Annotated in this window: 23 protein-coding genes and 1 pseudogene; 10 read left to right on the top strand and 14 right to left on the bottom strand. The window is 65.9% G+C overall.

Annotated features, from left to right (window positions below; translation table 11 throughout):
- Positions 1-164: 164 nt before the first annotated feature.
- The 5 genes from ACLMAJ_RS23435 to ACLMAJ_RS23415 form a co-directional block, all read right to left on the bottom strand.
- A complete protein-coding gene (locus ACLMAJ_RS23435; RefSeq protein WP_412015948.1) occupies positions 165-1,748 on the bottom strand; it encodes an ISL3 family transposase in 1,584 nt (527 codons plus the stop codon).
- Positions 1,749-1,974: 226 nt separating this feature from the next.
- Positions 1,975-2,559 (bottom strand): hypothetical protein, encoded by a 585-nt coding sequence (locus ACLMAJ_RS23430; RefSeq protein WP_412015946.1) that lies wholly within the window; start codon positions 2,557-2,559, stop codon positions 1,975-1,977.
- A gap of 106 nt (positions 2,560-2,665) precedes the next feature.
- Positions 2,666-3,481 carry an ATP-binding protein gene (locus ACLMAJ_RS23425; RefSeq protein WP_412015945.1) on the bottom strand — a complete coding sequence of 272 codons (816 nt, stop codon included), beginning with the start codon at positions 3,479-3,481 and terminating at the stop codon, positions 2,666-2,668.
- A complete protein-coding gene (locus ACLMAJ_RS23420; protein WP_412015944.1) occupies positions 3,478-4,092 on the bottom strand; it encodes a Mu transposase domain-containing protein in 615 nt (204 codons plus the stop codon). The genes ACLMAJ_RS23425 and ACLMAJ_RS23420 overlap by 4 nt, the downstream gene beginning before the upstream one ends.
- A 115-nt stretch (positions 4,093-4,207) precedes the next feature.
- On the bottom strand, positions 4,208-4,519 hold the full coding sequence (locus ACLMAJ_RS23415) for a recombinase family protein (protein WP_412015943.1): 312 nt from the start codon (positions 4,517-4,519) through the stop codon (positions 4,208-4,210).
- Between the two features lie 67 nt (positions 4,520-4,586).
- On the opposite strand from ACLMAJ_RS23415, the gene ACLMAJ_RS23410 reads away from it, so the two are divergent.
- A complete protein-coding gene (locus ACLMAJ_RS23410) occupies positions 4,587-4,817 on the top strand; it encodes a hypothetical protein (RefSeq protein WP_412015942.1) in 231 nt (76 codons plus the stop codon).
- Between the two features lie 79 nt (positions 4,818-4,896).
- On the opposite strand, the gene ACLMAJ_RS23405 is transcribed toward ACLMAJ_RS23410, so the two are convergent.
- From ACLMAJ_RS23405 to rmuC, 4 genes and pseudogenes are all read right to left on the bottom strand, one after another.
- Complete coding sequence (locus ACLMAJ_RS23405) at positions 4,897-5,166, bottom strand: hypothetical protein (protein ID WP_412015941.1); 270 nt, start codon at positions 5,164-5,166, stop codon at positions 4,897-4,899.
- On the bottom strand, positions 5,163-6,056 hold the full coding sequence (locus ACLMAJ_RS23400; protein ID WP_412015940.1) for a hypothetical protein: 894 nt from the start codon (positions 6,054-6,056) through the stop codon (positions 5,163-5,165). The genes ACLMAJ_RS23405 and ACLMAJ_RS23400 overlap by 4 nt, the downstream gene beginning before the upstream one ends.
- A 334-nt stretch (positions 6,057-6,390) precedes the next feature.
- Positions 6,391-7,059, bottom strand: a complete 669-nt coding sequence (locus ACLMAJ_RS23395) for a DNA recombination protein RmuC (protein WP_412015939.1) — start codon at positions 7,057-7,059, stop codon at positions 6,391-6,393.
- A pseudogene (gene rmuC, locus ACLMAJ_RS23390) lies at positions 6,984-7,490 on the bottom strand (DNA recombination protein RmuC). Before rmuC ends, ACLMAJ_RS23395 begins: the two are co-directional and overlap by 76 nt.
- On the opposite strand from rmuC, the gene ACLMAJ_RS23385 reads away from it, so the two are divergent.
- Positions 7,446-7,877: a hypothetical protein gene (locus ACLMAJ_RS23385; protein ID WP_412015938.1), complete on the top strand. Its 432-nt coding sequence runs from the start codon at positions 7,446-7,448 to the stop codon at positions 7,875-7,877. The pseudogene rmuC and the gene ACLMAJ_RS23385 overlap by 45 nt on opposite strands.
- Positions 7,878-8,524: 647 nt before the next feature.
- On the opposite strand, the gene ACLMAJ_RS23380 is transcribed toward ACLMAJ_RS23385, so the two are convergent.
- Positions 8,525-8,656: a hypothetical protein gene (locus ACLMAJ_RS23380; RefSeq protein ID WP_412015937.1), complete on the bottom strand. Its 132-nt coding sequence runs from the start codon at positions 8,654-8,656 to the stop codon at positions 8,525-8,527.
- 306 nt (positions 8,657-8,962) lie between these two features.
- Between ACLMAJ_RS23380 and ACLMAJ_RS23375 the strand changes: the two genes are divergently transcribed.
- From ACLMAJ_RS23375 to ACLMAJ_RS23365, 3 genes are read left to right on the top strand one after another with little or no spacing between them, the layout of a single operon-like run.
- Positions 8,963-10,021: a GNAT family N-acetyltransferase gene (locus ACLMAJ_RS23375; RefSeq protein WP_412015936.1), complete on the top strand. Its 1,059-nt coding sequence runs from the start codon at positions 8,963-8,965 to the stop codon at positions 10,019-10,021.
- Positions 10,011-11,294 carry an MFS transporter gene (locus ACLMAJ_RS23370; RefSeq protein ID WP_412015934.1) on the top strand — a complete coding sequence of 428 codons (1,284 nt, stop codon included), beginning with the start codon at positions 10,011-10,013 and terminating at the stop codon, positions 11,292-11,294. Before ACLMAJ_RS23375 ends, ACLMAJ_RS23370 begins: the two co-directional genes overlap by 11 nt.
- Entirely contained in the window at positions 11,273-12,514 is a 1,242-nt protein-coding gene (locus tag ACLMAJ_RS23365; RefSeq protein WP_412015933.1) for an ATP-grasp domain-containing protein, read from the top strand. The genes ACLMAJ_RS23370 and ACLMAJ_RS23365 overlap by 22 nt, the downstream gene beginning before the upstream one ends.
- Positions 12,515-12,942: 428 nt before the next feature.
- On the opposite strand, the gene ACLMAJ_RS23360 is transcribed toward ACLMAJ_RS23365, so the two are convergent.
- The 3 genes from ACLMAJ_RS23360 to ACLMAJ_RS23350 all read right to left on the bottom strand — a co-directional run bounded on the left by ACLMAJ_RS23360 (position 12,943) and on the right by ACLMAJ_RS23350 (position 15,290).
- Positions 12,943-13,110, bottom strand: coding sequence for a hypothetical protein (locus ACLMAJ_RS23360; RefSeq protein ID WP_412015932.1), 168 nt, complete (start codon positions 13,108-13,110; stop codon positions 12,943-12,945).
- 31 nt (positions 13,111-13,141) lie between these two features.
- Entirely contained in the window at positions 13,142-13,564 is a 423-nt protein-coding gene (locus ACLMAJ_RS23355; RefSeq protein ID WP_412015931.1) for a transposase, read from the bottom strand.
- 694 nt (positions 13,565-14,258) lie between these two features.
- A complete protein-coding gene (locus ACLMAJ_RS23350) occupies positions 14,259-15,290 on the bottom strand; it encodes a polyprenyl synthetase family protein (protein ID WP_412015930.1) in 1,032 nt (343 codons plus the stop codon).
- A gap of 396 nt (positions 15,291-15,686) precedes the next feature.
- Here ACLMAJ_RS23350 and crtI point away from each other — a divergent pair, with 396 nt between their 5' ends.
- The 4 genes from crtI to ACLMAJ_RS23330 are packed head-to-tail and all read left to right on the top strand — an operon-like array spanning position 15,687 to position 20,363.
- Positions 15,687-17,213 carry a phytoene desaturase family protein gene (gene crtI, locus ACLMAJ_RS23345; RefSeq protein ID WP_412015929.1) on the top strand — a complete coding sequence of 509 codons (1,527 nt, stop codon included), beginning with the start codon at positions 15,687-15,689 and terminating at the stop codon, positions 17,211-17,213.
- Entirely contained in the window at positions 17,210-18,142 is a 933-nt protein-coding gene (locus tag ACLMAJ_RS23340) for a phytoene/squalene synthase family protein (RefSeq protein ID WP_412015928.1), read from the top strand. The genes crtI and ACLMAJ_RS23340 overlap by 4 nt, the downstream gene beginning before the upstream one ends.
- A 25-nt stretch (positions 18,143-18,167) precedes the next feature.
- On the top strand, positions 18,168-18,944 hold the full coding sequence (locus ACLMAJ_RS23335; RefSeq protein WP_412015927.1) for a lycopene cyclase domain-containing protein: 777 nt from the start codon (positions 18,168-18,170) through the stop codon (positions 18,942-18,944).
- Positions 18,945-18,965: 21 nt separating this feature from the next.
- Entirely contained in the window at positions 18,966-20,363 is a 1,398-nt protein-coding gene (locus ACLMAJ_RS23330; protein WP_412015926.1) for a carotenoid oxygenase family protein, read from the top strand.
- Positions 20,364-20,372: 9 nt separating this feature from the next.
- Here ACLMAJ_RS23330 and ACLMAJ_RS23325 read toward each other — a convergent pair whose 3' ends face one another.
- The gene (locus ACLMAJ_RS23325) at positions 20,373-21,962 is read right to left on the bottom strand and encodes a phytoene desaturase family protein (RefSeq protein ID WP_412015925.1); all 1,590 of its coding nucleotides are present in this window, start codon (positions 21,960-21,962) and stop codon (positions 20,373-20,375) included.
- 574 nt (positions 21,963-22,536) lie between these two features.
- On the opposite strand from ACLMAJ_RS23325, the gene ACLMAJ_RS23320 reads away from it, so the two are divergent.
- On the top strand, positions 22,537-23,673 hold the full coding sequence (locus ACLMAJ_RS23320; RefSeq protein ID WP_412015962.1) for an NADH:flavin oxidoreductase: 1,137 nt from the start codon (positions 22,537-22,539) through the stop codon (positions 23,671-23,673).
- Positions 23,674-23,917 lie beyond the last annotated feature (244 nt).

Raw genomic sequence — 23,917 nt, 5'->3', positions numbered from 1 at the left:
TGCGGGCGGATCGATCGACACGACTTGTTCGTGGTCGAATCCTGGTTCGTGTTGCAAAGCGACGATCTGGACGGTGAGGCCGAGTTGGGCGGCGCTGGGGCGGATGATCGCCATCTCGTCGTCGCTTGCCAGGGTGATGGGTTCTGGCGCAAATAGTGTGATCGTCATCGGGTGAGATGCTGAGCTGTCGCGTGGGTGAGCAGGATGCGTTTTCTTAGCAGGTCTAGATTCGCCCTGCCGAAGCATTGGCGTTTGAGGTGCTTCAGTTTATTGACGGTGCCTTCAGTTGGACCGTTGCTCCACGGCAGGGTGAGTCCTGCGGTGACGGCGGCGAAGTCGTGTTCGAGGCCGGTGGCGAAGGAGTGCAGCGCGGGCAGGTCATCAGCGCGAATTTGTGTGATCCATTCCGGGAGCCGGTCACCGCGCAGGTCGCGCATGATGACCGCGAACGCGCCGACATGGCGACGAGCGGCCTCGAGTTCGGGGCAGCTAGCCAAAATCCTTGCCAGATACTGTGTTTCGTCCGTGTGCAGGGTATCGGGGTCACGCATGATCCAGCCGGTCACCGCGCGGATCTTCGGTTTCGGCCGTGGGACTGTCACCGGTCGAGTCGATGTCCGGCTGGCGCGGTAGGGCCGCAGGAACCGGTAGACGTTGTTAGGGCTGCCGCGATAGCCCAGTTCACGCAGTTCGGCGATCAGGGCCGCGATGTTGGTGTATCCGGCGTTCCAGCGGGCGAGCAGGTGCGGCATAAACTCATCGAGCATCCCGATTCTGGATGTCGCGGCGGCGATCACGTCCTCGGGGCATGTGGCAACGAGGTGTCGTCGGGCCGTTTTCCGATCGATGTCGAGTTCTTTGGCGATCGTGCGTAATCCCTTGCCCTGGGCATGTAGCCGATGGACCGCGTCGTAGCGTTCGGCGGTGCGGGCGCGCAGCCGCGCGTACTTGCAGGGATCGATGTCGGGCAGTCGTGTCGCATCCTCGGCGGTCTCGCCGAGGCCGACCACGGCGGCAGGTTGGGCAGTTTCAACGGAATCGACAGTCGCAGCGAAGGATTCGGTGAGGCAGCTGCGGTGTTTGATGACCGTCTTCTCCACCGCCTGGCCCAGGTTGTTCCAGAGGTGCCACCCGTCCGCGCATTGGGTGGCCTGCGGTGCGCCACGGCGCGCGCCCTCGGCATAGGCGCCGGCCCGATCTCGAGTAATCACCTCGATTTCCGGATGCCCTGCCAGCCAGGCGGCCAGCGGGTCGGCCTCGCGGCCGTCGAGGACATCGATCGGTCGGTGGGTAGCCATGTCCAGCAGGATCGTGGCATACCTGCGGCCGCGTTTCACGGCGAAATCGTCGACGCCCAAGACCTTTACGGAACCGACCGGCGGATCCGGCAACCCGCGGACCAGCCGCAACAAGCTGTCCCGGCTGGTCGGGAGTCCCAACCGGCTCGCCAGCCGCGCACCAGCTCGCCCGGCCAGGGCCACTCCGATCGCGGCCAGCATCGAGGTCAACTGGTTCGTCCGCCGTGACCATCTCACCGTGAGTCCATCGACCTGCTCAACGAAAGTCCTTGCCGCACAGTCGATGTTCTGGCAGAAGAACCGTCGCACGACCAGCCGCAAGGTCAGGGCGCGGCCCGCGACGGCGGCATCGGCCAACCGGCGCCGATACCGAGAATGCACACGCGCCGAAACCGTTTCACATCCCGGACAGCGGGCCGTCGAGGCGGCAACGGCCGCCTCCACGACCACGGCATCACCTTCGGAACAGACGTCGCCGATCACCAAATTTCCCAAGTGTGGCAACAACTTTCGAACCAGATCAACGCACGCCCACCACCATCACCCATGCAGAACCAGATCCGACGCCAACACGCCGAACAGTGCAATCACACTGTTTGCGCCAGAACCCGGGTATGGGACCGTGTTATCTGGTCGCGGGCCGTGTGGTGATGGTGACGCATGATCGGGTTGCTGGTCAATCCGGTGTGGCGGATATCCGCCTCAGACGTCGTGTGGCTGTGCGGTCGCCGGCCTCGGCCATCGTGCGGACTTCAGCTATCCGGTCGAGCCGGATCAACTGCGCTATTCGTTCGGAGTGCGCGTAGAAACCGTTGTCGGGATCGCTTTCCATGGCTTCTAGCTCGGCGAGCCCGGCCTCGTGCTCACCGCGGTGGAAGTGCAGTTGCGCCAGCCATAGTCGGGCGCTGGCGAACTCGGGTGCCTCCGCGCGCAGCCGGTCGATGCTGTTGGTTCGGACCAGGTATTCCATGAGTGTTGCGAACGCGCGGTCATCCCCGCCGCGTGCCAGGAGCCGCAGGTCATCGACGCGATCTGCGTCCACCATGATCTCGATCAACCGGATGAAGGCGCAGCGGTCGCCGTCGTGGGCGAGTTCGCGTAACCGTGCCTCATCGGCGGCTGTTTCGAGCCGGTCCATTGCCTGTGCGCAGGCCGAGGTGGCCTCGGGTGTGTCGTGGATGTCGTATCGGTGGGCGGCACCGTAGTACGACCATCCTGCCCATTGATCGGCTGTGTCGATGCTGTAGCGGCGCTGCATCACGGTCTTTCATCCTTCCCCGGTCGGTGCCGCCGCTGTGCCATCACAGTGATCAGCTCGTTCTGGGCGCAGACCGTGTGGTGATGGTGCCCAGCACTGGACAGCTGGGTCAATCCGAGCCAGCTGGTCCGGCTTGTTTGCCGCGGCGGGGCTTCTGCCGTTGCGGGTAGGACTCGCCCTCGACGACGAGTTCGTAGGCCGCGGATTGCAGCCGGTCCATCGGGGATTGGGCCAGTAGCGGGTCGGCCATCATGGTCAGGATCTCGGGGGGTTCGCGGTTGCTGGTGATCACGGTGGAGGCTTTGCGGTGGCGTTCGACGATCAGTTCGTAGAAATCGTTGGTCTCGACCGCTTCGAGCCGGTGCAGGGCCAGGTCATCGATGATGAGCAGGTCGACGCGGTGCAGTTTGCGCATCTCGTCTTCGTAGCTGCCGTCCAACCGTGCACCACGCAACCGTTTGAACAGTTTGTCGGCGCGTTCGGTGTGAACGGTATGGTGGCGGCGGACCGCGATGTGTCCTAATGCGTTGGCCAGGAACGTTTTTCCGACCCCGACCGGGCCCATAATCAATACGTTGTAGGCGTCGGCGAGGAACCGCAGCGAGGTGAGTTCGGCCCAGAGTTCGCGGTCGAAGGTGACCGCGGTCGAATCGTCCCATGCCGCCAGGTGCATCTGCGGGTCCAAGTGGGCGGTTTTGGCGCGGCGTTGCTCGGATTGCCGGTCGCGGCGGGCGACCTCGTCGGCGAACAGCATTTCCAGGAAGTCGTGGTGGGGCAGCCGGTTCGATCGCGCGAGGGCCAGGCGCTCGGGGAGGGTGTCCAGGAGCTGGCCGAGCTTGAGCCTGCGCATCAGCGACTTCAGCTCCGGGGTGACCTCGATCGGTTTGACCGCCGGGGCAGCGGCGGGACGGCGAGTAGTGCTCATGACGGCCTCCTGACAGAGAAATCGGTGGTGGAACGGACGAACCGGGACGGCGCCGGTGGCGACAGCAGCATCAGCTGCTGACCCGTAGCGCCGCGGGCGAGCATGCGGTCGATGACGCCGACGTCGACGACCTCAGCGTCCAGAGCGCGGCGGCAGGCATCATCGACGGCGTCGGCGCCGTGGCGGCGCACCAGCCCGAGCAGCCGGTAGACCTGCCGCATCTTCGTCCAGGGCAACCGATGCTCGAGCACCGCCGCCGCATAGGAACCGACATGAACGCCGTGGTCGAATGCTTTGCGTTGCAACGTATTCAAATCCCGCATCGCATAGGCGGTGAGCTCGCTGGGCAGATCCGCCGGATCGGTCTGCCGGCGCCCGGGCCCAACCTTGGGGTGGACTTTGATCAGCTCACCGCGGAGGTAAAGCTTCACTGTCTGCGAGTCGACGCGGGCAGAAAGCCGCTGCCCGACGAGATCACCGGGAATGCTGTAAAGAGCCTGGGAGATCTGAACATGCCGGTCCGGCGCAACTTTCGGATTCACCCAGGTAGGGACGTCGAATACGGTATCGGGCAACGGTTTGAGCTTCGGCGCCTCGTCGGTGGCGAACACTTCGGCCGGGCGCAGTCGCGTGGTGCCATGTATTCTCATCCCGGCGGTCTCACGGAACCGCCGCTGCGCGCGTTCCCGGCAGTCCTGAAGGTCTCGGATGGGGAAGCGGGGGCCCTCATGAATCACTACATATGCCCACGATGGCCGACCAGCCGCGGTCCGGCCGCTTCAGGTCGGTCAGTAGCCGGGACGCTTCCGGCCGGCGGTCCCATGGAACCGACCGAGACTGTCCGACATCGAAATACGTCTGTGTGATCAGACCTGGTGCGGCGAATTTCTGGGCGTTGCCGAACTGCCAGCCGTAGGAGGTTTCGGGGTTCTGATTGTCCTCGGTAGAGACGCGACCGTAGAACGCGAAGGTCTGGTCTGTGTCGACCGCGACGTCGGCGACATCGATGCCGCCGGCCTCGGCGACTGTCACCAGCATCGGCATCCTGCCGTCGGCCACCGTCGGCGCGCATCGCTACGGAACGAACTGCACCTATACCGTGAGCGTGACGGTCGACGACAACACCGATCGGGTGTACTTCTTCGAGGAGGGCCAGGGCCCCACCGGCTTCGCCGAAGCAATACCCTCGGGTGGCGAGGCCAGGGTGTCCTGGACGCCGTCACGGCCGGGCATCACCTACATCTATGCCGTACAGCCTGACGCATGGCCCGAAACCCGGCAGGTGGTCGACGTCGGTACCGGTATCGACACCGGTTCCGCTTGTATCGCGATCTGAACCGCTCGCCGCTGCGCCGCTCGGTCGACGATCGGGCGGCAGGGCGGTTGACCGGCAAGGACCGCAGCGGGCTCGACGATCAGGTGGAGCAGTCGCGATCGTCTGGACGTTGTTTCGGCAGTATCTGCAGGTTCTCGTAGTCGATGGGGATGTAGTCGATGGTGTCGTCGAGCGGTTCCGGGCGCTGCTCCCAGCGCGTGATCTCGGCGTCCCAGTCGTCATACGGGGGGTCCTCGGGGCCGATGACGATCGAGCCGTCGACGATATCGCCGTCGAGTTCTTGCCCGAAATAGCGCAGCAGGATGCGCCCGTCGTCGAGGCGCTGGGCCAACGGGTGTTCTCCATTCATGCCGTGATCCCCAATTCTCGCTCCAGGGCCTGATAAAAGGCAGTCAGATGACGACCCGCCGCGACCGAGCCGTAGAACTCCGGCTGCGCGGTGCTGTTGACGCCGTCGGGTTGATCTTGCAGGGTTCTGTTGCGCCAGGCGATACCTTCGGCGAACAGCTCCCGCTTCCCGGCCTCGCCGGACTGGGCGAAATACTCGGCGCTGTTCGGGCTTGTGGCTTGGATGTGGCGGAGCACCTTGGTATGAAGCTGAGAAAACACGATTTGCTTACTCGGCCTGCCGAGAGCGTCGTCGAACGCGTGCCCGAATTCGTGCGGCGCGGTAGCTTTTCTGGAGTGCTGGGTGTGTCCGACGAGCAGTGCCCGAAAACTGTCGCTGTACAGGCCGCCGACGTCGTCCCAGGTCGTACCATCAGGCCATCCCCCGGGTTGCTGGTCCCGGCGTCTCGTTGCCGCCCAGGCCGTATGGCCGAGGTCGTGCACCCGGCTGTCGCCGAGCCAGATCCCCCCATCGGGATATGCCTTCATATGATCCGCGACAATGCGATGGTACTGGTCGGGTAACGATGCCAGCGAACGAGCGTACTCGCGAGCCCGGACCGAGCCGTCCGTATGATACCGATCCTCATATATCCTCCTCAGGTATTCCTCGGCCGAACCCCCTGTTCGATTCAGCGCGGCGCTGGCAGCGTCGGTACGATCGAATCCGTCTTTGCCGAATTGACCACTGCTGTGGATATCGGCCTCGCACTTTTTGTCGACGTCCTCGGTGATACCGTGAACAAACTTATCTCTGTAGACGCGGTTCGCGATGTGATCGGACGCGTCTTTCAGCGTGCCGACCAGTCCTTCGGTGACCTGCGAGGTGGCCCTGAGAATCCCGTTGCTCAACTCGACCTCGCTACCCCGGCCTGCCGGACCACGGGCGCCCGCAGGTGTGTCCCGGCCCGGATCGGCCGTTCCCGATCCTGAGCCCGGATCTGGCCGGCCATGGACCCAGGATTCGATAATGCCTCATGCGGGGGAATTCCTGTAGCGAATGAAGGCGGTAGTCGGTCCGGGACCCTCCGGCCCTCGCATGCGGCGGTAACGCGCCGGACCGGGCTGCGGCGGTAGGCCCGGGCTGCCGTATTCGGCGCGGAAGCCGGACGCGGGACGGGCACCCGGTGATCGCCGCGCGGCGGGCGGCTCGTAGGTCAGCCGATGCCGAAGACGATGACTCCGGTCACCCGATTGCCCGTACGCGCGAGACGCGGCACAACGGCTGTGGTCGCGCGCGGGCCGGAAAGAGCGGCAAACGGACCGTAGCCGCGGCTCGGTTCGGTCTGGCCAGGCTGCTGCCTATGTAGGTCCCGGTCTCTGTCCGCAAGAGTTGGCTTACATCGGGCGGTCGTCGTCTCGGGCGAGTGTGGTGGTCGCGGCAACCGGCCGGGTGGTGTGTTCGATGGGCTTCGGTTCCTCGAGCGTGGCGCCTGGGACGCCGAGTTCGGCCATCCTGCGGGCGCTGGGCAGCACGCTGCGGCTGTAAGAGCCGATTGTCTTGTCGTAGTACTCGACGGCGCCGCTGATGCGTTTTCCCAGCGTCTCGAAGTGGTCGGCCAATAGTTGTGAGGCGTTTGTGTAGTTCGCGGCCATGTTCCATGACCTGCTGGGTGTTCTTGGCGATTTCTTCCTGGCTCCAGATGAGAGCAACGGTGCGAAGGAGAGTGAGCAGGTTGGTTGGGGTGGCGAGCAGTACGTTGTTGCGGGAGGCGAACTCCCACAGGCTGGGGTCCTGGTCTTCGGCTGCATACAGGAACGCTTCGGTGGGCAGGAACATCACCACGAACTCCGGTGTGCACGGTAGCGCTGCCCAGTATTGCTTGGCGGCCAGTTGCTCGACGTGGCGGCGCACATGGCCAGCGTGTGCAGCCCAGCCGCTGTTTGCGTTCGGTCTCGTCGCGGGCGTCCTGGGCTTCGAGAAACGCCGAAAACGGAGCTTTGGCATCGACCACGATCGTTTTCGCCACCGACTTTGACCAGCATGTCCGGCCGCAACTTGCCTTCGGCGGTCTCGAGGTGTTGTTGTTCGAGAAAATCGACCTGGTCAAGCATGCCTGCGGCCTCTACGACGTTGCGCAGCTGACGTTCGCCCTATTGGCCGCGTGTGTTCGGCCGGCGTAGCGCAGTCACCAACAGCCGTGTCTCGTCCCGCAACTCTTTGTTGGCGTGGGACATAGCCTCGACTTGTCGAGTCAGCACTTCGTAGGCGCCGATCCTGTCCTTCTCGATCGCCTGTGAGTGGTCGGTGATCTTTTCCAGCTGCTGAATCAGGGGCGCGATCATGCCTTCTATCGCCGTTTTGCGCTGGTCGAGATCACGGGCAGCGGCCTTGTCGCGTTGATCGACTACCTCGGTGACACGCTGCACCAGCTGCGGCCCGGATTCTCGCCGCACTGCCGCGGTGACCTGCTGCTGCTCATCGCGAACCAACGCCAATTGCTCATCGGATCGCTGCCTTTCCGCGGCGAGTTCGGCCTCCAGCCCTGCACGGGCGGCCGTGACAACCTGCAGCTGCTGTTGCAGCACACCGACCTGTTGCACAGCAGCATCACGCTCATCTTGCACTCGATCGACAGTTTGCTGCCCTTGCCGTGCCTGTTCCTCGGCAACAGCGAAGCGCCCGCGACCGACGACAAGACCTGCAACGGCCCACACCACACCGAACACTAGGAACCTGAGGAACACACCGATACCGACCAAGCCGAACGCCTCCTGCATAGCTACCGCGACCCAGCCCCCCTGCGAGTTGGAGGAAGGATCCAGACCCTGCCACCCCGCCTGCGGGACCAGCGCCGATCATCACACGTCACCCCGGCACTAGTCAGCCGATCGAGCAGTCGATCTTATTCGAAAGCGTTTGGCGCTCAGCACATTTGCTGCCGGTGAGGCCCTTCGGAGAGCGGGGGCCGGCCGTTGGTGGGCATGCCGAAGATCCACCGGGGAGTCGTTCACCGATAGATCCGACGACCCCGGCAGCAAAGTGAAGTAGAGAACGGCAGAATCGGGCAGCGCTGCCTCAGAATCTGTGACGTGCGGCCCGAGTTCTTGCTGGTCGACGAACCCGAGCAAGCGAAATGGCTCACCCCGGCGCAGAAGGCCGCCGTCCGCGCGGACCTCGAAGCCGACCGGCTCGGTGTTGGTCGGAGTGAAGCCCGGCGACCTGAAGGAGAAGCACCGCTGAGCCCGGCGCTCTTCACCATGAGGGCTTCAGGAAGCCGTCGCCCGCCCCCGATGACGTCATCGGGGGCGGTGGCGGTTCAGTGGGGTCGAACGCGGCTATCGCCTCCATCCAGGCGCCGACTCGGCGCCGGCGGCTTCTATTCGGCCGCGGGCGGCGCGTGCCACTCGTCGATGTCCGCGCGGACCCGGTCGAGGGTCTCGTCGCAGAGGTATGAGAAGTACAGCAGGTTGTGCGGCGGGCCAGGATGCCTCGGACGAAAGCGGATCATCTCGCACGCCGTCGTCATCACACACCGCGTGACAAGCAGACGCTGCACCTTGTCCGATGTCCCGGCACCGGCAACCTCCGACAGGGGTCGGGGTGGATGTGGTGTTGTGTTATTCCCCGGATCGTTTGGCCCGCAAATGGACAGCTACGTGGCGAGATCGTAACAGTCGCTCCCCCCTTCCCAAGTGGCCGATCGACGGCTTACACTGTCTAGCGGTTCGTTATATATGGTGCCGTTATCTAATGGTCACTTAAAGATGATGGTGGCCCTCGCGGATCACCCTCCCTCGTGATGTGCAGGTGAGCTATGCGTGTCGACTTGAGAGCCACATCGATCCGGCCTCCCGAATGGGACGACCTAGCGGCGGAGGTCTCCGAGTACACCGTGTCGATCCGCTGGCTCGAGACCATGGGGCCGCTGTTGCCGGGTGAGGCCCGATGGTTGGTCGTCTCGGTGGACGGACAGGCCCGGGTTGGGTTGCATGCCCGCTGGCTGCAGTCTCCACCTCTGGATGCCCGGTTCGACATTGCGGCCGTGCTGCGTGGCGACCTCCCGTCGCCGGAGCCACGAACAGCTCCGGCCGCGGTGCCGGATATCGCAGCGCTGTATCCGTCCGTGCTGGTGACCCTGCCCGGATATTCCTGCGCGGCAGCGGGTTCCGGCGGCACCGAACCGGCGCTACTGCGGGAGACTCTGACCGCTGTGGACGCCTGGGCCGCAGCGCAGGGGGCGCGATCGGTGTCGTTCCTGTACATCCCCGAGCGGGAGGAACCACTGCGCCGGGCCCTGACCGAGTTCGGTGCCACGCAGGTGCAGCTGTACCCGACCTGCGTACTGCCGATGACTTTCGGCAGCATGGACGAATACCTGCAGCAACTGCCGCGCCCGCGCCGCAAGGGCATCGGGCGGCTGCTGCGCCGCCTCGCCGAGAAGGATATGACGGTCGGTGAGGTCGATCTGGCCGAGGTTCGCGACGACGTGCTGGAATTGCGTCTCGAGCTGCTGCGGAAGTACAACTCCGCCGCCGATCGCGATACGCAGTCCGCGGCGATGGATCGGATGCTCACGCACTATCGTCCCGAGGACATCGTGGTGACGGCGGTCCAGCGCGCTGGCCGGGTCGTCGGCTTCACCCACGGTCTGCGGAACGGAAACACGTTGCGGCAGTTGTGGTGCGGACACCTGCCCGAGGCGTACGGCGCCTATTTCGTGACGTGTTTCTACGCGCAGGTTCGTGCCGCGTTGGAGCGCGGCATCGAGCGCATCGACTATGGCACCCTCGAGTGGGGTTTGAAGACCGATCACGGCTCCCGGCTGGAGCGATTGGCCGGCTACACGTGGACGGTGACAGGCGATGGACGGTAGCCGACTATTCCTGTTCGGCCAATCCATCTCGCTGCTGGGCGACGGTCTGGCCGTGCTCGCCATTCCGCTACTGGTGTTGCAGCTGACCGGCAGCCCGGTGCTGTCGGCGCTGGCTGCCGCTCCGCGCGTGATCGGCTACCTGATCGCTGGGCTGCCCGCGGGCCCGCTGGTGGATCGCGCTGATCCGTGGCGGGTACTCATCGCCGCCGATGCGGTGCGGATGGCGGTGTTCCTGCTGCTGGCTGCCGCGGTGGCGGTGAGCGGATGCCCCGTCACGGTAATCCTCGGCCTTGCCTGCGTCGCCGGAGCAGCCGGGGTGTTCTTCGAGACCGCGCTGACCGTCGCGGTGCGGGACCTCTACACCGGACCTCGGTTGATGCGCGCCAACGGATTTCTGGAAACTTCCGGACAGCTCTCGCTCGTGCTCGGCCCGGCAACGGTGGGTGTGCTGATGGCAGCGGCAGGCCAGGAGGCGGCGTTGCTGGCGAATGCGGGAACCTTCGCGGTATCGCTGGTTACCGTATGGCGCACATATAGGCGGCTGCCGGTCGCCGAATTCGCCGGCACCACCACAACTGTGGGTGCGAAGCGTCCGGTGGTCCTCGGCGCGGGAGTTCTCGGGTCCGTCGGCGCCGAGTTCTGGAGCGGACTGCGGTATCTGGTGACCTCGCCAAGTGTCGCGAGCATCACGCTGCTGCAGGCGGTGACCTCCCTCGGTCTGGGGGCCGAAACGTTGATTCCGTTCTTCGCCCGCGAACGCCTCGACGCGTCCGCCGTCCTGGTGGGCCTCGCGGTGGCCGGAGGCGGCATCGGCGGGGCGCTCGGTGCGCTCATCGCGGCCGCCGCCGGGCCGCGCTGGTCGCCGGTTCCGATGTGCCTGACGGGGGTGCTGCTCATGGCCGTCGGGTTGGCGCTGGTGGGCCTCGCGCCGGGCGTGCTGTGCCTGGCGCTCGCCAACGCGCTGCTGGCGGGGGCGTCCATGGTGGTGGTCGTCGTGGTCCGCACGCTGCGCCAGCAGGTGGTGCCGCGGCCGCTGCTCGGTCGGGTTACCAGTGCGGCCCGATCGTTCGTGCTCGCGGCCTCGGCGGTGGGCACGATGCTCACCGGACTGCTCACCCGACTTTGCGGCGACAACCCCCGGCCGGTGTTCCTCGGCGCCGCAGTGTTCGTTGCGGTGTCCACCGCGCTTGTGTGGGCGGGTGTGCTCGGCCGTACCGCTCGCCGACTTGACGTGTTCGACAGGAGTAACCAATGCGCCCCCATATCCTCGTGATTCACCGCTCACGCGGTCCCATCGCCCCGTATCTCGAACGCATCGATCACACCACCCATAACGTGACCTACGTGTGCGCCACGCAGGTTCTGCACCGCATCCCGCAGCATGCGGCGGCCGAGGTCGTGGTCTTCGACGGCACCGAACCGGTAGCCGACGCGGTCCGCGGGCTCGCCGGCCGTCACGGTGTGCCCGAACGCATTGTGGCGATCAGTGAGACGGACCTGCTGACGGCCGCCCACCTGCGGTCGGAGTTCGGCATCGCCGGCGACCCGCCCACGCACGCACTACCGTTCCGGGACAAGCTGGTCATGTACGAGCGAGCCGCGGCGGCCGGGGTTGCAGTACCGGCATTCGCCGACGCACCGAACACCGCGGCCATATCGGTATTCGCTCGGCGAGATGGGTTTCCTGTGCTCGTCAAACCCAGGTTGGGCCTTGCCAGCCGCGACATCGTCACCCTGTCGTCCGCGGCCGATCTGGCCGATCTGCCCGATCTGCACGACGAACCCTTTCTCGTCCAACGCTTCTGCCCCGACGAGACCGGCTCGGTCGATGGAGTCTGGACCGGTACCGAACTCGGGCCCTGGCGCGGCTCGCGGTACTTCCACAACTGCCTGGACTTCGCCACCGGCGAGAACAGCTGGGGAACAGTCGAGATCGATGATCCGGCACTCAACGAGCAACTGGCGCCGTTCGCGAACGCGGTGCTCACGGCACTGAGCGCAGGTGTGCCGACGGTATTCCACCTCGAGCTCTTCCTGGGGCCAGTCGGCGCGCCGCGTCTGCAATTGCTGGAGATCGCCGGCCGGATGCCCGGTGCCGAGGCCACCCACCTCTGGCGGGAAGTGCACGGCTACGACCTGGTCGGCGCGGCGCTGGACATCCAGATGGGCCGTGCCCCGGACAACCGGCCGCTGCGGGCGGGGCAGGTCGCCGGACAGCTGCTGGTACGCCCTCCTATGCCGCCACCGTGTGTGGTGACCGCCACACGCCTCGAGGTCGCGCCCGGCCACGCGCCCTACCACCAGGCGATCCCGGCCGTCGGACAGGCCATCACCGAAACGGTCGGATATGTCGGCATCGGCGCAAGCTTCCGGTTCCGCGCAGACACCTCGCAGGCCGTCGCCGAGTCCATCCGACACACCCTGTCCGGGTTCCGAATGGACTGTGCCACCGATGAATCCGCCACGACAGCGGCACAACCGCAACGATCGTGACATCGATCCGAGAGAAGATGACCATGAAACTCTTCACGGGCGACCGGCTGGCGGGATTGGCCCGACGCCACGGGCTGCCCGACGATTACCTGCGGGACCTATGAGTCGTGTTGACTGTGGTGCCCTTCCGGGTCAACGATTATGTCGCCGACGAGCTCATCGACTGGTCCGCCGTACCCGACGATCCGATTTTCCGACTGACCTTCCCACATCGGGACATCTTGCCGCCCACTATATTCGCCGCCGTGGCGGAACTGCTGGACGCGGGGCGCCTCGCGCGATGTGCTCACCAAAGCGGCAGGAACGGCGCGGCACGCACTGAATCCGCGAGCTGCGGGAGCAGAACGCCCGTTTGAAGCGGCTTTTAGCCGATGCGGAGCTGGAGAAGGACGCCTTGGGGGAGATCGCCAAGGACGCTCCTATAGATGTCAAGCCGCCTGTGCTTGGCTTCGGAAGTCGGCGCGCAGGGCTCGGAACACTTCACGTGCGAGATATCGCTTGAGGCAGCGGATGATCTCGGGTTTGGTCTTGCCTTCGGCGGTGCGGCGGGCGACGTAGTCTCTGGTTCGCTGGTCGTAGCGCAGGCGCACGATCACCGCGGTGTGCAGCGCTTGGTTGGCTTGGCGGTCACCGCCGCGATGCAGCCCGGTGGCGGGTGGTCTTGCCGGACGAAGCGGGAATGGGTGCGACGCCGCAGAGGCGGGCGAAGGCGGCTTCACCGGTCAGGCGATCCGGGTTGTCGCCGATCGAAATCGCCAGTGCCGCAGCAGTATCCGGCCCGAGCGCGAACACGTGGAGAGTGTTCGGGGCGACCTGTTCGACCAACTGGTGCAGGTGTCGTTCGAGTTGGTCGGCTTGGTCTCGGGCCTCCCGGATCCGAGCGGCCAGTGAGCGCAGCGCCAGCTTGGTCGCCTGGACCGGGTCTGCGAGGTGGGTGGGGTCGGGCCGAAACGCGGCGCAGGTGGCTACCGGCTTGGCGCGGGACAGTCCGCGCAGCTGGCTGCGCAATATTTCCGGGCTGGTGGTGATCAGCCCGCGCAGCGCGTTCATCGCGGCGGTGGTGGCCTCACCCGCAGCGCGCGGACTGACTCGATCGCGCCGTTGCGCAGTTTCGGTGAGGTGACGCCGGATTCGTCGAGTAGCCGGCGGGCCGCGGCGTAGGCGTCGATGGTGTCGGTCTTGCCCTGCGCAGTCGCCGGTTCGGGCGCGGCACCTCAGCGACATTGTGACCGCGCTCGTGCAGGTAACGAGCCAACTCGACTCCATACGACCCGGTGCCCTACGACCTTGTCGCCGACGGCGCATAGCTCGTTCCCCGGCGCACATCTCACCGCGCCCGGATGGAAGTGCAGCCGAGCATGAAAATCCCTGCAGGCAACCTCAAACCGACAGACCGGACTACGCCCTCTTCTGTGATGAGCCCGCACTCCGTACCAGTTCCTGCCCGAAAACCATGCATGCCACCGCGATTCGCGTTCCGTTGCAGAGGACCGAACCTTTATCGTCACCACCATTCGGCCTATACACCGTCGACGTGCGCACCGACCCGGCGCTCACTCGCCGCCCCACCGATGCGGTCGGCACTTACATGCAGCTCGACGCCGCAAACGGTGTCCCAGCCGATTACCGTCCCACCCGCAGCCGGCCTTCTGGTTCCTGGTCGATCCATCAGTCAGCTACCTGACCTCGGTCGCGGTCCCGTAGCCGTGTTCCAATGCTCGTGGCGACCAGAGTCACACTGGTCTCATCGATCTCGGCGCGTGATAGCTCGGGTCAGCGCATAAAGTTCCGGGGTCGCGAGTGCGGTGGGCAGAGCGTCGATCGCCGCTTGCATTCTCGCGTCGGCATGTTTCTGGGTCTGGTGCACACCACCGGTGGTTGTGACGAGTTCGGTGGCGTATGTGATGTCCTCGGCGCCAAGGGGTTTACCGGACGCGTAGAGGTCTGCCAGTTCGGCTGCGGCGCGATGACCGGTCTGCAGGGCCGCGATTACGGGCAGCGTTCGCTTGCGTCGTGCCAGGTCGCTGCCGACTGGTTTGCCGATTACCGCGGCGTCTCCGGTGATTCCGATGATGTCGTCGGTGAACTGGAATGCCATGCCCAGTTCGCGGCCGAAGGTGTCGTACGCGGAGACGAGGCCGGCGCCGGCGCCGGCACAGAGTGCGCCGAGCGCGCAGGCGGCCCCCATCAGCGATCCGGTCTTGCCCATCGCCATGTGTAGGTACTCGTCAATATCAACATGTTTGCGAGACTCGAAAGCGTAATCCTCGAATTGTCCCCGGCACAGCTCGATAGCGGCGTCCTCGAGCCGGGCCACCGCCTGGCCCACCGCGAGCGCAGGGACATCCAATACCATGCGAATCGCCGACGCGTGCAATGCATCGCCGAGCAGTAGAGCTGCGTCGCGGCCCCAGACCTTCCACACGGTGGCGCGTCCGTGGCGGAGTTCGTCGGCGTCCATGACATCGTCGTGGACGAGGGTGAAGTTGTGCATCAGCTCGACTGCCGCTGCCGCGGGCGCTGCTGCGGCTCGGTCGCCTCGGCAGGCAGCGGTCACAGCGAACACCAGCGCGGCCCGCAGTCCTTTACCCGATCGTTCGTCGATCGGTCGTCCCTGCGGGTCCCGCCAGCCGAAGTGGTATCCGGCCATGAGTTGCATCGGTTGCGGCAGTTCGGATATCACCCGCCGCAGCAGCGGGTCACACGCCGCGCGGGCGGCGGCCAGGATGCTGGTGGTGTTGGGGTCCGGAACTGTGGTCTGGGGCACCGTCGTCATCGGTCCGGTCTCGATTCTCGCTTGGTAATCGGGACGCTGCGACTGATGATCCGGCTACGGGCCGGGGGACAGCCGGCGACCCGTTGTCTCGATCGCGGTGAGTGTACTGCGGGCCGAAGGTTTCTGCCGGTTTGCGGGTTGGCGACGGCGATGAGCTGGACCCGTCATCGGTTGGACCGGCGGGCCACAGCACCGGCTGCCGGGCTTCTCGGCGACGACCTCGGCCGGGCCGGACTCGCGCCTCCATGACGATTCGCACAGGTGAGCCCCAACAGAGTTGGGTCTGGCGGACATTCAGCTTTCGGTCATCGAGCGCGCTACCGTCGAGCGCCCTACTATGTGAAACCACCGACCGGGGGAGTACCCCGGCGTTCTTGCATCTTGGAGGAGGGCGCAATGCGCTCACCACGCACTGTGGCCAGTCACGTCGACAATGTCGTGATCATCGGCGCCGGCCTCGCCGGTCTGTCCGCCGCAGTCCACCTCGCCGGCGCGGGTCGCTCGGTCACCGTCCTCGAGCAGGGTGCGCAACCGGGTGGCAAAGCGGGCGTGTTCACCGCCGGCGGGTACTCGTTCGACAACGGGCCGACCGTGCTCACCATGCCGGACCTCATAGCCGATACCTTCGCGGCTATCGGCGAGAATCTCGGTGACCGGCTCGAATTGCTGCCGGTTCACCCGGCCTACCGGGCCCACTATAGCGACGGGTCGACGCTGGACGTACTCGCCGACCTCGATGCCATGACCGAGGAGATCACCCGCGTCTGTGGCTCCCGTGAGGCGGACGGCTATCGGCAATTCGTCTCGTTCCTGCAACGGCTGTATGACTGTGAATTCAGCGATTTCATCGATCGCAATATCGACGGGCCGTTCGATCTGCCGTTGCCAGCACTCGCTCGGCTCGCGGCGATGGGCGCGTTCCGGAACATGGACGCCAAAGTCCGCAGTTATCTTCGTGATCCGCGCACCACTCGCCTGTTCTCGTTCCAGGCGCTCTATGCCGGCGTCGCACCGCATCAGGCGCGCGCACTGTACTCGATCATTTCCTACCTTGACACCCAAGCCGGGGTATTCCTGCCCAAAGGTGGAATGCATGCTCTGCCCGTCGCACTCGCGGACGCGGCGTCCGACCACGGCGTGAGCTTCCGGTACGACACCGTCGTGGAGCGGATCGAGGTGTCGCTGCACGGACGGGCGCGCGCGGTGATCACCCAAGGAGGAGAACGTATTCCGGCCGATGCCGTCATCGTGACCGCCGACCCGGCGCTGGCGTTTCCCCGGCTCCTCGGCCGCGAGCCCCGCCGTCTGCGACGAATCAAATACTCGCCCTCGTGTTTCCTGCTTCTCGCGGGAGCCGCCGGGGGCGGCACCGGCAACCAGGCACCCGCCCACCACAACCTCCATTTCGGTGACTCGTGGCGGCAATGCTTCGACGAGATCATCCGGGACGGGGAGCTGATGAGCGATCCCTCCTTCCTGGTCAGTGTGCCCTCGGTCACCGACCCCGGGCTGGCCCCGGACGGATACGAAAGCTATTACGTGCTGTTCCCCACTCCCAATACTGCGACCGGGCACCAGGATTGGACCCGAGACGGGCCCCGCTATCGCGACCAGGTCATGAAAACACTGAACGAACACGGCTATACCGAGCTCGCGCAGCGTCCCCAATTCGAACACGTGCTCACACCGCACGATTGGCAGCAACGTGACTGCCCGGCCGGTACCCCATTCAGCGCCGCCCACACCATGCGCCAGACCGGCCCCTTCCGCACCCCGAACCTGGTCGGTGAGAACATTGTATTCGCTGGGGCGGGAACACATCCCGGCGTCGGCGTGCCCATGGCCCTGATCAGTGGTCGGCTCGCCGCCCAGCGGATCACCGGACGGTCGGCGGCGCGGACCGGTTCGGGCGTTCCTCGATGAACGCCACCGACCGCCGCCTTCTCGACGCTGCCGGAATCACCGAGCCCGCGCTCCGCGGCGCGTATGCCCGCTGCCGCCGCCTGCACGTCCGGTACGGGCGCACGTATTATCTGGCGACTCTGCTTTTGCCGCCATGGAAGCGGCCGTACGTGCACGCGCTGTATGGATTCGCCCGGTACGCAGACGAAATCGTCGACAGCGGGCCGCCCGACGCGCGCGCGGCCGAATTCGACGTCTGGTCGAAGCAGGTGCTCACACTGCTCGCCGACGGCACCGAAACCGACGCGGCTACCCCGGGTGATGAGGTCACCGCGGCGCTGCGGCATACCATGCGCCGCTGGGACATTCCGCTCGACCACATCCGTGCCTTCCTCGATTCGATGGCCGCAGATCTCACCGTGACCGACTATCCGACCTTCGAGGATCTCGCCGGGTACATGTATGGCTCGGCCGCGGTCATCGGCCTGCAGATGGTGCCCATCCTCGGACCGCTGTGCGATGAGGCCTATCCTCGCGCGATAGCCCTGGGCGAGGCCTTTCAACTCACCAACTTCATCCGCGATGTCGCCGAAGACCTCGCCCGCGGCCGGGTCTATTTGCCGGGCGCGGATCTCGAGCAGTTCGGCGTCACCCGTCATGATCTCGCCCAGTCACGGGTCAACTCGGCAGTGCGCGAACTCCTGCGGTTCGAAATCGACCGCACCCGAGGGATTTACGCATACGCCGTCGGCGGCATTCGAATGCTCGACCCCGCCAGTCGTCCTTGTATAGAGGTCGCGTATCGACTCTACGGCGGGATCCTCGAAGCGGTCGAGGACGCCGGGTACGAGGTACTCGACCGTCGCGTATCGGTGAGTCTTCCCACCCGGGTGCGGATCGCCGCGCCGGCTTATGCCCAGGCACGCAGGGCTTGGACGAGCAGCTCATGACCCGGACGGGGATCGGGGAAGAGGTATGACGTATCTGCAATTCTTGGCGATCTTCGTGCTGCCTCCCCTGATCGCCGTCGTCGCGGTCACGAGATACACACTGCGGCAACCCGATCGTCTCCGCCGCCCGTACCATGTCGGGCTACCGGTTCTCGCCCTGCTGGTGCTGGTGGCCTGGGTGTGGACGGCGCCGTGGGACAGCTGGATCATCCGAACCGGAGTCTGGACGTATCCGGAGGGCCGGGTCGTCGCCACCCTCGCCCGGGTCCCCTTCGAGGAGTACTTGTTCATGGCGGGGCAGACGTGCCTTGTCGGGTTGTGGACGCTGTGGCAATCCAGCCGCGTCGACGGACCCGTACCGGCCGTGGACTACGGCGCCCGCCATCGTGTCGCGTGGGCCATCGCATGGAGTGCGGTCGCCGGCGCCGGAGCCCTTGTCACTGTGACGAATTCACGCGGCCTCTACCTCGGTTCGATGCTGGTGTGGTTCGGTCCACTGTTGGCCGTCCAATGCGCGGTGGGAGCGGATCTGCTGCGAACACGGCGGGCCATTCGGTTGGGCACCCTGCTGCCGGTCGTCGGCTACCTGTGGGTCGCCGATCGGATCGCCATCGCCGCCGGAATCTGGCATATCTCGCCCGAATACACAGTCGGAATCACCATTCTGGGGCTTCCGGTCGAGGAGGCGGTGTTCTTCGCCGTCACGAGTCTGCTCGTCGTCAACGGTCTCGTGCTCGCCACCCATCCGGCGACGCCTGCGCGGCTGCGCGCAATTGCGCCGAAAAAGATTGTCCGTCAATAGATATCGAAGCGAGAACAGCACATGACACAGACGAGCCCGTACTACCGGGGAGCTTGGGAGCCGGTGGACAAGGAGATGACCGCGTACGACCTGCCGGTGCGCGGCACGATTCCACCACAACTCGACGGGCTGTTCGTGCGGATCGGGCCCAATCGGTTACCCGATGCCGGCCCGTCTCGCCAGATACTCGGATTCCTCGACGACGGAATGTTGCACGGAGTGCGTTTGGCCGACGGCCGCGCCGAGTGGTATCGCAGCCGGTGGGTCCGGTCCAAGGCCGTGACGAAGTCCCTCGGCGGGTCTCGCCCGCCCGGGCCGCCGCGTCGCGTGTGGAACGATGCGGTGAATACCCATGTGATCGCCCATGGCGGCAGCCTGCTGGCCCTGGTCGAAGGCGGATGTGTCCCCGCGCGGCTGTCGACCACACTGGACACCGTCGAGTACACGAACTTCGGCGGGACGCTGCCGCACGGATTCACCGCGCATCCCAAGCGCGATCCGGTCACCGGGGAGCTGTTCGCGATCGCGTACAACCCGATTCGGCCCTACGCCGAATATCTGATCGTCGACACGAACTGCCGGGTTCGCAAGGTGGAGCGCATCGACGTGCCGAAACGGCCGATGATGCACGATTTCGCGCTCACCGAGAACCATATCGTGGTACTAGACCTTCCGGTGGTATTCAAGCCGACGCGGATAGTTCTGGGGCGGGTGCCCTATTGCTGGGAGCCCAAGCACACCAGCCGTTTCGGTGTATTGCCGCGCGAGGGACGGGGGCAGGACATCCGGTGGTTCGAGGTGGCAGCGGGTTTCGTCTTCCACATTGTCAACGCCTACGAGGTCGGCCCGAAGGTGACTGTCGAAGCCATGCGGTACGACCGCATGTTCGACGACGCCCCGCCCAATCCGATCGCCCGAGGAGCCGTGTATTGGCGCTGGGTGCTCGACCTGGATACCGGCACGGTAACCGAATCCCAGATCGACGACCGCTACGAGGAGCTGCCGTCCCTGGACGACAGGCGAGTGGGCAAGCAGCATCGGTACGTGTACTCCGCCCAGTTCCGCCCCCGGGACCGGTACGACGCGGACGGATTCAGCGTCCCGGTCATGCTCGTGCAGCGCGACCTGGACACCGACGTCGTGCTCACCCACGATTTCGGCGCGGGAATGGTGCCCAGCCAGCCGGTATTCGTGCCCGACGGGCCGCAGGAAGGGCAGGGCTGGGTCATGAGCTACGTCTACGACACAGCGCGTGATGCCAGCGATCTGGTCATCCTCGATGCCCGCGACTTCGCCGGCCCACCGGTCGCGGTCGTGTCCCTGCCCCATCGGGTGCCCTCGGGTTTCCACGGCAGCTGGGTGGCCGCCGCGGACCTCGCCGCCATCGACGATCTCACCGGCGCGGGGCGCGATACCTGATTCGACCCGTCACCGCCGGCCGAACCGGGGTGTCCGACCACGCCGTAGGTCGCGCAGAACCAGGTTGGCTGCGCTGCGCCCGCTCGCCCCGGACACTCCGCCACCGGGATGGGTGGAGGCGCCGGTGAGGTAAAGTCCGGGCGCGCCGGGAACCCGTTGCCCCGACATCTCCGGCAATGGGCGCCAGAAGAACATCTGGTCCAGCGACATCTCCACGTGCATCACGTTGCCGCCGCGCAACCCCATCTCCCGCTCGAGGTCGACGGGTGTCTGCACGAACCGCTCCCGCACGGACGCGGCGAAACCCGGTGCGAGCGCGTCGACTTCGCCGATGATGCGATCACCTTCGCGGTCGGCGTGCGCGGACCAGTCGCTGCCGTCGGCGAGCCGGTACGGATGCCACTGCGCCCACAGCGACAGCTGATGCTGCCCGGCCGGCGCTATCGACGGGTCGAGCGCGCTGAAGCTCATCGCCAGCACCACCGGCCGCGGCGGCAGGTCGCCGGCCAGCGCGGCGCCGTGCGCCTGCCGCAGTTGCCGCCGGTCGGTCACCAGCAGCTGCAGTCCATGCGCCGACTCTGCGGCCGAGGCGCCGGGATAGGCGGGCAGGGCGTCGGTGGCCGCCCGGACCACCATGCCGATGCCCGGCCCGACCCGGATACGGCGGCGCCAGCCGTCCAGCGTGCCGGCATCGAATCCGCCGTTTTCCAGCAGGTCCAGCGTGGTGAGGATGTGCGCACCCGCGATCACCGTGCGGGCGTGCAGGTTTCGGCCGGACGCCGTGCGCACCTGCCAGCCGTCGCCGTCACGCCGTAGCTCGGTGACCGCGTCGCCGGCCGAGACCGTCCCGCCGTCGGACTTCAGGCGGGCGACCAGCGCCGCGCTCAGCGCGCCGCTGCCGCCCACCGCGCGCCCCGGCGGCAGGGTGTGCATGAGCGCCGCGAACCCGACCATCGGCGCGGTGCCCGGTTCCGACATCGGCGGTCCCGACTGCGCCCCGAACCAAGCCAGGGCCGCCTTCAGCCGCTCGTTGTCGAACATGCTGTCCAGCAACGCATCCCCGGCCTGCAGGAAATCCCGCGACATGGCGGCGCCACCGCGAACCGCGTCGTCGGCGCCGCGGATGTCCAGTCGCCAGAACGCGCGCATGAGCCCGCCGGGTCCCGGCCGGCTCGAGAACGACCGCATCAGCTGCCGGCTGCGTGGGCCCCATATCCGCACGAATCGCCGATACGCGTCGGCGTCCCGCGCACCGCAGGCGGCTTCGATCGACGCGCAGGTGCGATCCAGATCACGATAAAATACGATCGGCGGCTGTTCGCTCCCGGCCGGTGCTGGTGCGAAAGCCCAAGGGTCACAGTCGATATAACGCAAGCCGTAGCGATGCAGCTCCAGGTCTTCGATGATCCCTGTGTGCCGGATCATCAGGTGCGCCGACGAGCCCCGATCGACCAGATGCCCCGGGAACCGCTCGACGGTCGACACCGCGCCGCCCAGCACCTCGTCCCGCTCGAGCACCTCCACCCGCTGCCCCGCCCGAGCGAGATAGCACGCTGCTACCAGTGCGTTGTGGCCGGAGCCGACGATCAGGACGCTCATCGGACCGGCACCTCCTGCGGTAGCGGCCGGTGGTGCTGCAGGTGCTCGGTGTCGTGTGGGCAGTCGTAAACCGTTGTCAGGGTGATGGCGTCATCGATCGCGAGCATGTCAGGTGGGTTCCTCGGGTATTGCGAAGAGTCGGCGAACTCGGGAGGCAGTCAGGCTGGATTTCTACCACAATCAGCGGGTCGGAGATACCCGAGCTGCCGCGCAGGCCGACCCGACACACTCCGCCCTCACACAAGGCTCGCAGGAGATCGGGCTGGCCGTACGCGTCGACCACTCGTTGAACATCCCAGGAATCGGTCAGATACCACGATTCCTGGTTGAAGTGCTCGGCCACCGCGCTGAGTACCTCCGGTTCATCCAGAAACCAGCTCGCCGCCGGAAGCTCGCCAAAGCCAGCATCCTCCACGCCAACGGCACAAACACCCGCCGACAGCGACGACTCACCAACGACGAGGCAGGCGTCCTGAGCGAAACCCGGCTGGATCGCCGCCGCCGGGCAATTCGCCCCGGCGCAGGTCGTGAATGTCACACGACGGAATAGCGATCGAGATGGCCGACGTTCCACCTGATTGTGAGCGATACATCGCAGCCCGTGGACGGCCTGTTCGAACCGTTCGATGTGAAGTCGCTGCACCTGCGCAATCGATTCGCGATGGCGCCGATGACTCGAATGTGCTCGCCGGACGGAATCCCCACCAGGGATGTCGCCGAGTACTATCGACGGCGCGCCGCAGGCGGTGTGGGACTGATCATCACTGAGGGCACCTACATTCCTGACCCGGCCGCAGGCCCCGATACTGCGGTGCCGCGCCACTACGGGGAGCAAAGCCTCGCAGGCTGGAAAGCGGTCGTCGACGCCGTGCACGGCGAAGGCGGGCAGATCATCCCGCAGCTGTGGCATCTCGGCGTCAGTCGGGGTGACGAGCCCGAACTCAATCCCGATGTCGAATCCGTCAGCCCGTCCGGACTCGGCCTCGACGGCACCGACGCCGGCCGCGCACTGACCGCATCCGACCTCGACGCATTGCGCAACGCCTGGGTCAGCGCCGCCGTCAACGCGAAGGCCACCGGATTCGACGGCATCGAACTGCACGGCGCACATGGCTACCTGCTCGACCAATTCCTTTGGGAACGAACCAATCTCCGCTCCGATAACTACGGCGGCACACTCGAGGCCCGCGTCCGTTTTCCCGCCGAGGTCGTCGCGGCGATCCGCGAAGCCGTCGGCCCGGACCTAGCGATCGTGTACCGGTACTCGCAGTGGAAATCCAGTGACTTCAACGCGCGTATCGCGGCCACACCCGACGAACTCGCCCGCGTGCTCACCCCGCTCGTCCGAGCAGGTGTCGACGTTCTGCACCCGTCCACCCGCAGGCACTGGGAACCAGCCTTCCCTGAATTATCGGGCACAGACGGCGAAATGGGACTGGCCGGATGGACCAAGAAGATCACGGGACTGCCCACGATCACCGTCGGTTCCGTCGGCCTCGACGAGGTATTTACCACCTCCTTCACCGGCAGGGGAGATTCGAACGTCACCGGCATCGATCGACTCCTGAAACAGCACGACAACGGCGAATTCGATCTCGTCGCACTCGGCCGCGCCCTTCTCGCCGACTCCGAGTGGGTCCGCAAGCTGCAGGAAGGGCGAAGCGACGAGCACATTGCCTTCCGGCAGGAGCACCGGAAAACGCTGACGTAGAACGTGCCCGTGGGGCCGCTAGCCGAGTTCCGGGATAGCTTGCAGCACTGAGGATGCGGTGGACCTGACTGCGGCAGGTGTGGCAGTGCCCCCGGTGACGCGGAACCCCGCCACCGGCACGCTCGACCATGGTGCCCAAGCCCATTCGATCAATCGCCCGACAACACGAAGTCAGCTTCAACCACTGTCCGCTGAGAAATCCCCGGTCCATGTTCGACACGCCCCGCCGGGGGCACGAACCTGC

Origin of the sequence: Nocardia arseniciresistens (genome assembly GCF_046764875.1) — a bacterium.
Taxonomy (GTDB): Bacteria; Actinomycetota; Actinomycetes; order Mycobacteriales; family Mycobacteriaceae; genus Nocardia; species Nocardia arseniciresistens.
Note: the sequence above shows the minus strand (reverse complement) of the source record. Positions and strands in the feature narration are given on the sequence as shown.

Excerpts from the sequence above, each read along its gene's own strand:
- ACLMAJ_RS23425 (WP_412015945.1), bottom strand. The coding sequence starts at position 3,481 with ATGAGCACTACTCGCCGTCCCGCCGCTGCCCCGGCGGTCAAACCGATC.
- ACLMAJ_RS23415 (WP_412015943.1), bottom strand. The coding sequence starts at position 4,519 with ATGCTGGTGACAGTCGCCGAGGCCGGCGGCATCGATGTCGCCGACGTC.
- ACLMAJ_RS23405 (WP_412015941.1), bottom strand. The coding sequence starts at position 5,166 with ATGAATGGAGAACACCCGTTGGCCCAGCGCCTCGACGACGGGCGCATC.
- ACLMAJ_RS23380 (WP_412015937.1), bottom strand. The coding sequence starts at position 8,656 with ATGATCCGCTTTCGTCCGAGGCATCCTGGCCCGCCGCACAACCTGCTG.
- ACLMAJ_RS23375 (WP_412015936.1), top strand. The coding sequence starts at position 8,963 with ATGCGTGTCGACTTGAGAGCCACATCGATCCGGCCTCCCGAATGGGAC.
- ACLMAJ_RS23370 (WP_412015934.1), top strand. The coding sequence starts at position 10,011 with ATGGACGGTAGCCGACTATTCCTGTTCGGCCAATCCATCTCGCTGCTG.
- ACLMAJ_RS23365 (WP_412015933.1), top strand. The coding sequence starts at position 11,273 with ATGCGCCCCCATATCCTCGTGATTCACCGCTCACGCGGTCCCATCGCC.
- ACLMAJ_RS23355 (WP_412015931.1), bottom strand. The coding sequence starts at position 13,564 with ATGAACGCGCTGCGCGGGCTGATCACCACCAGCCCGGAAATATTGCGC.
- ACLMAJ_RS23350 (WP_412015930.1), bottom strand. The coding sequence starts at position 15,290 with ATGACGACGGTGCCCCAGACCACAGTTCCGGACCCCAACACCACCAGC.
- crtI (WP_412015929.1), top strand. The coding sequence starts at position 15,687 with ATGCGCTCACCACGCACTGTGGCCAGTCACGTCGACAATGTCGTGATC.
- ACLMAJ_RS23340 (WP_412015928.1), top strand. The coding sequence starts at position 17,210 with ATGAACGCCACCGACCGCCGCCTTCTCGACGCTGCCGGAATCACCGAG.
- ACLMAJ_RS23335 (WP_412015927.1), top strand. The coding sequence starts at position 18,168 with ATGACGTATCTGCAATTCTTGGCGATCTTCGTGCTGCCTCCCCTGATC.
- ACLMAJ_RS23330 (WP_412015926.1), top strand. The coding sequence starts at position 18,966 with ATGACACAGACGAGCCCGTACTACCGGGGAGCTTGGGAGCCGGTGGAC.
- ACLMAJ_RS23325 (WP_412015925.1), bottom strand. The coding sequence starts at position 21,962 with ATGAGCGTCCTGATCGTCGGCTCCGGCCACAACGCACTGGTAGCAGCG.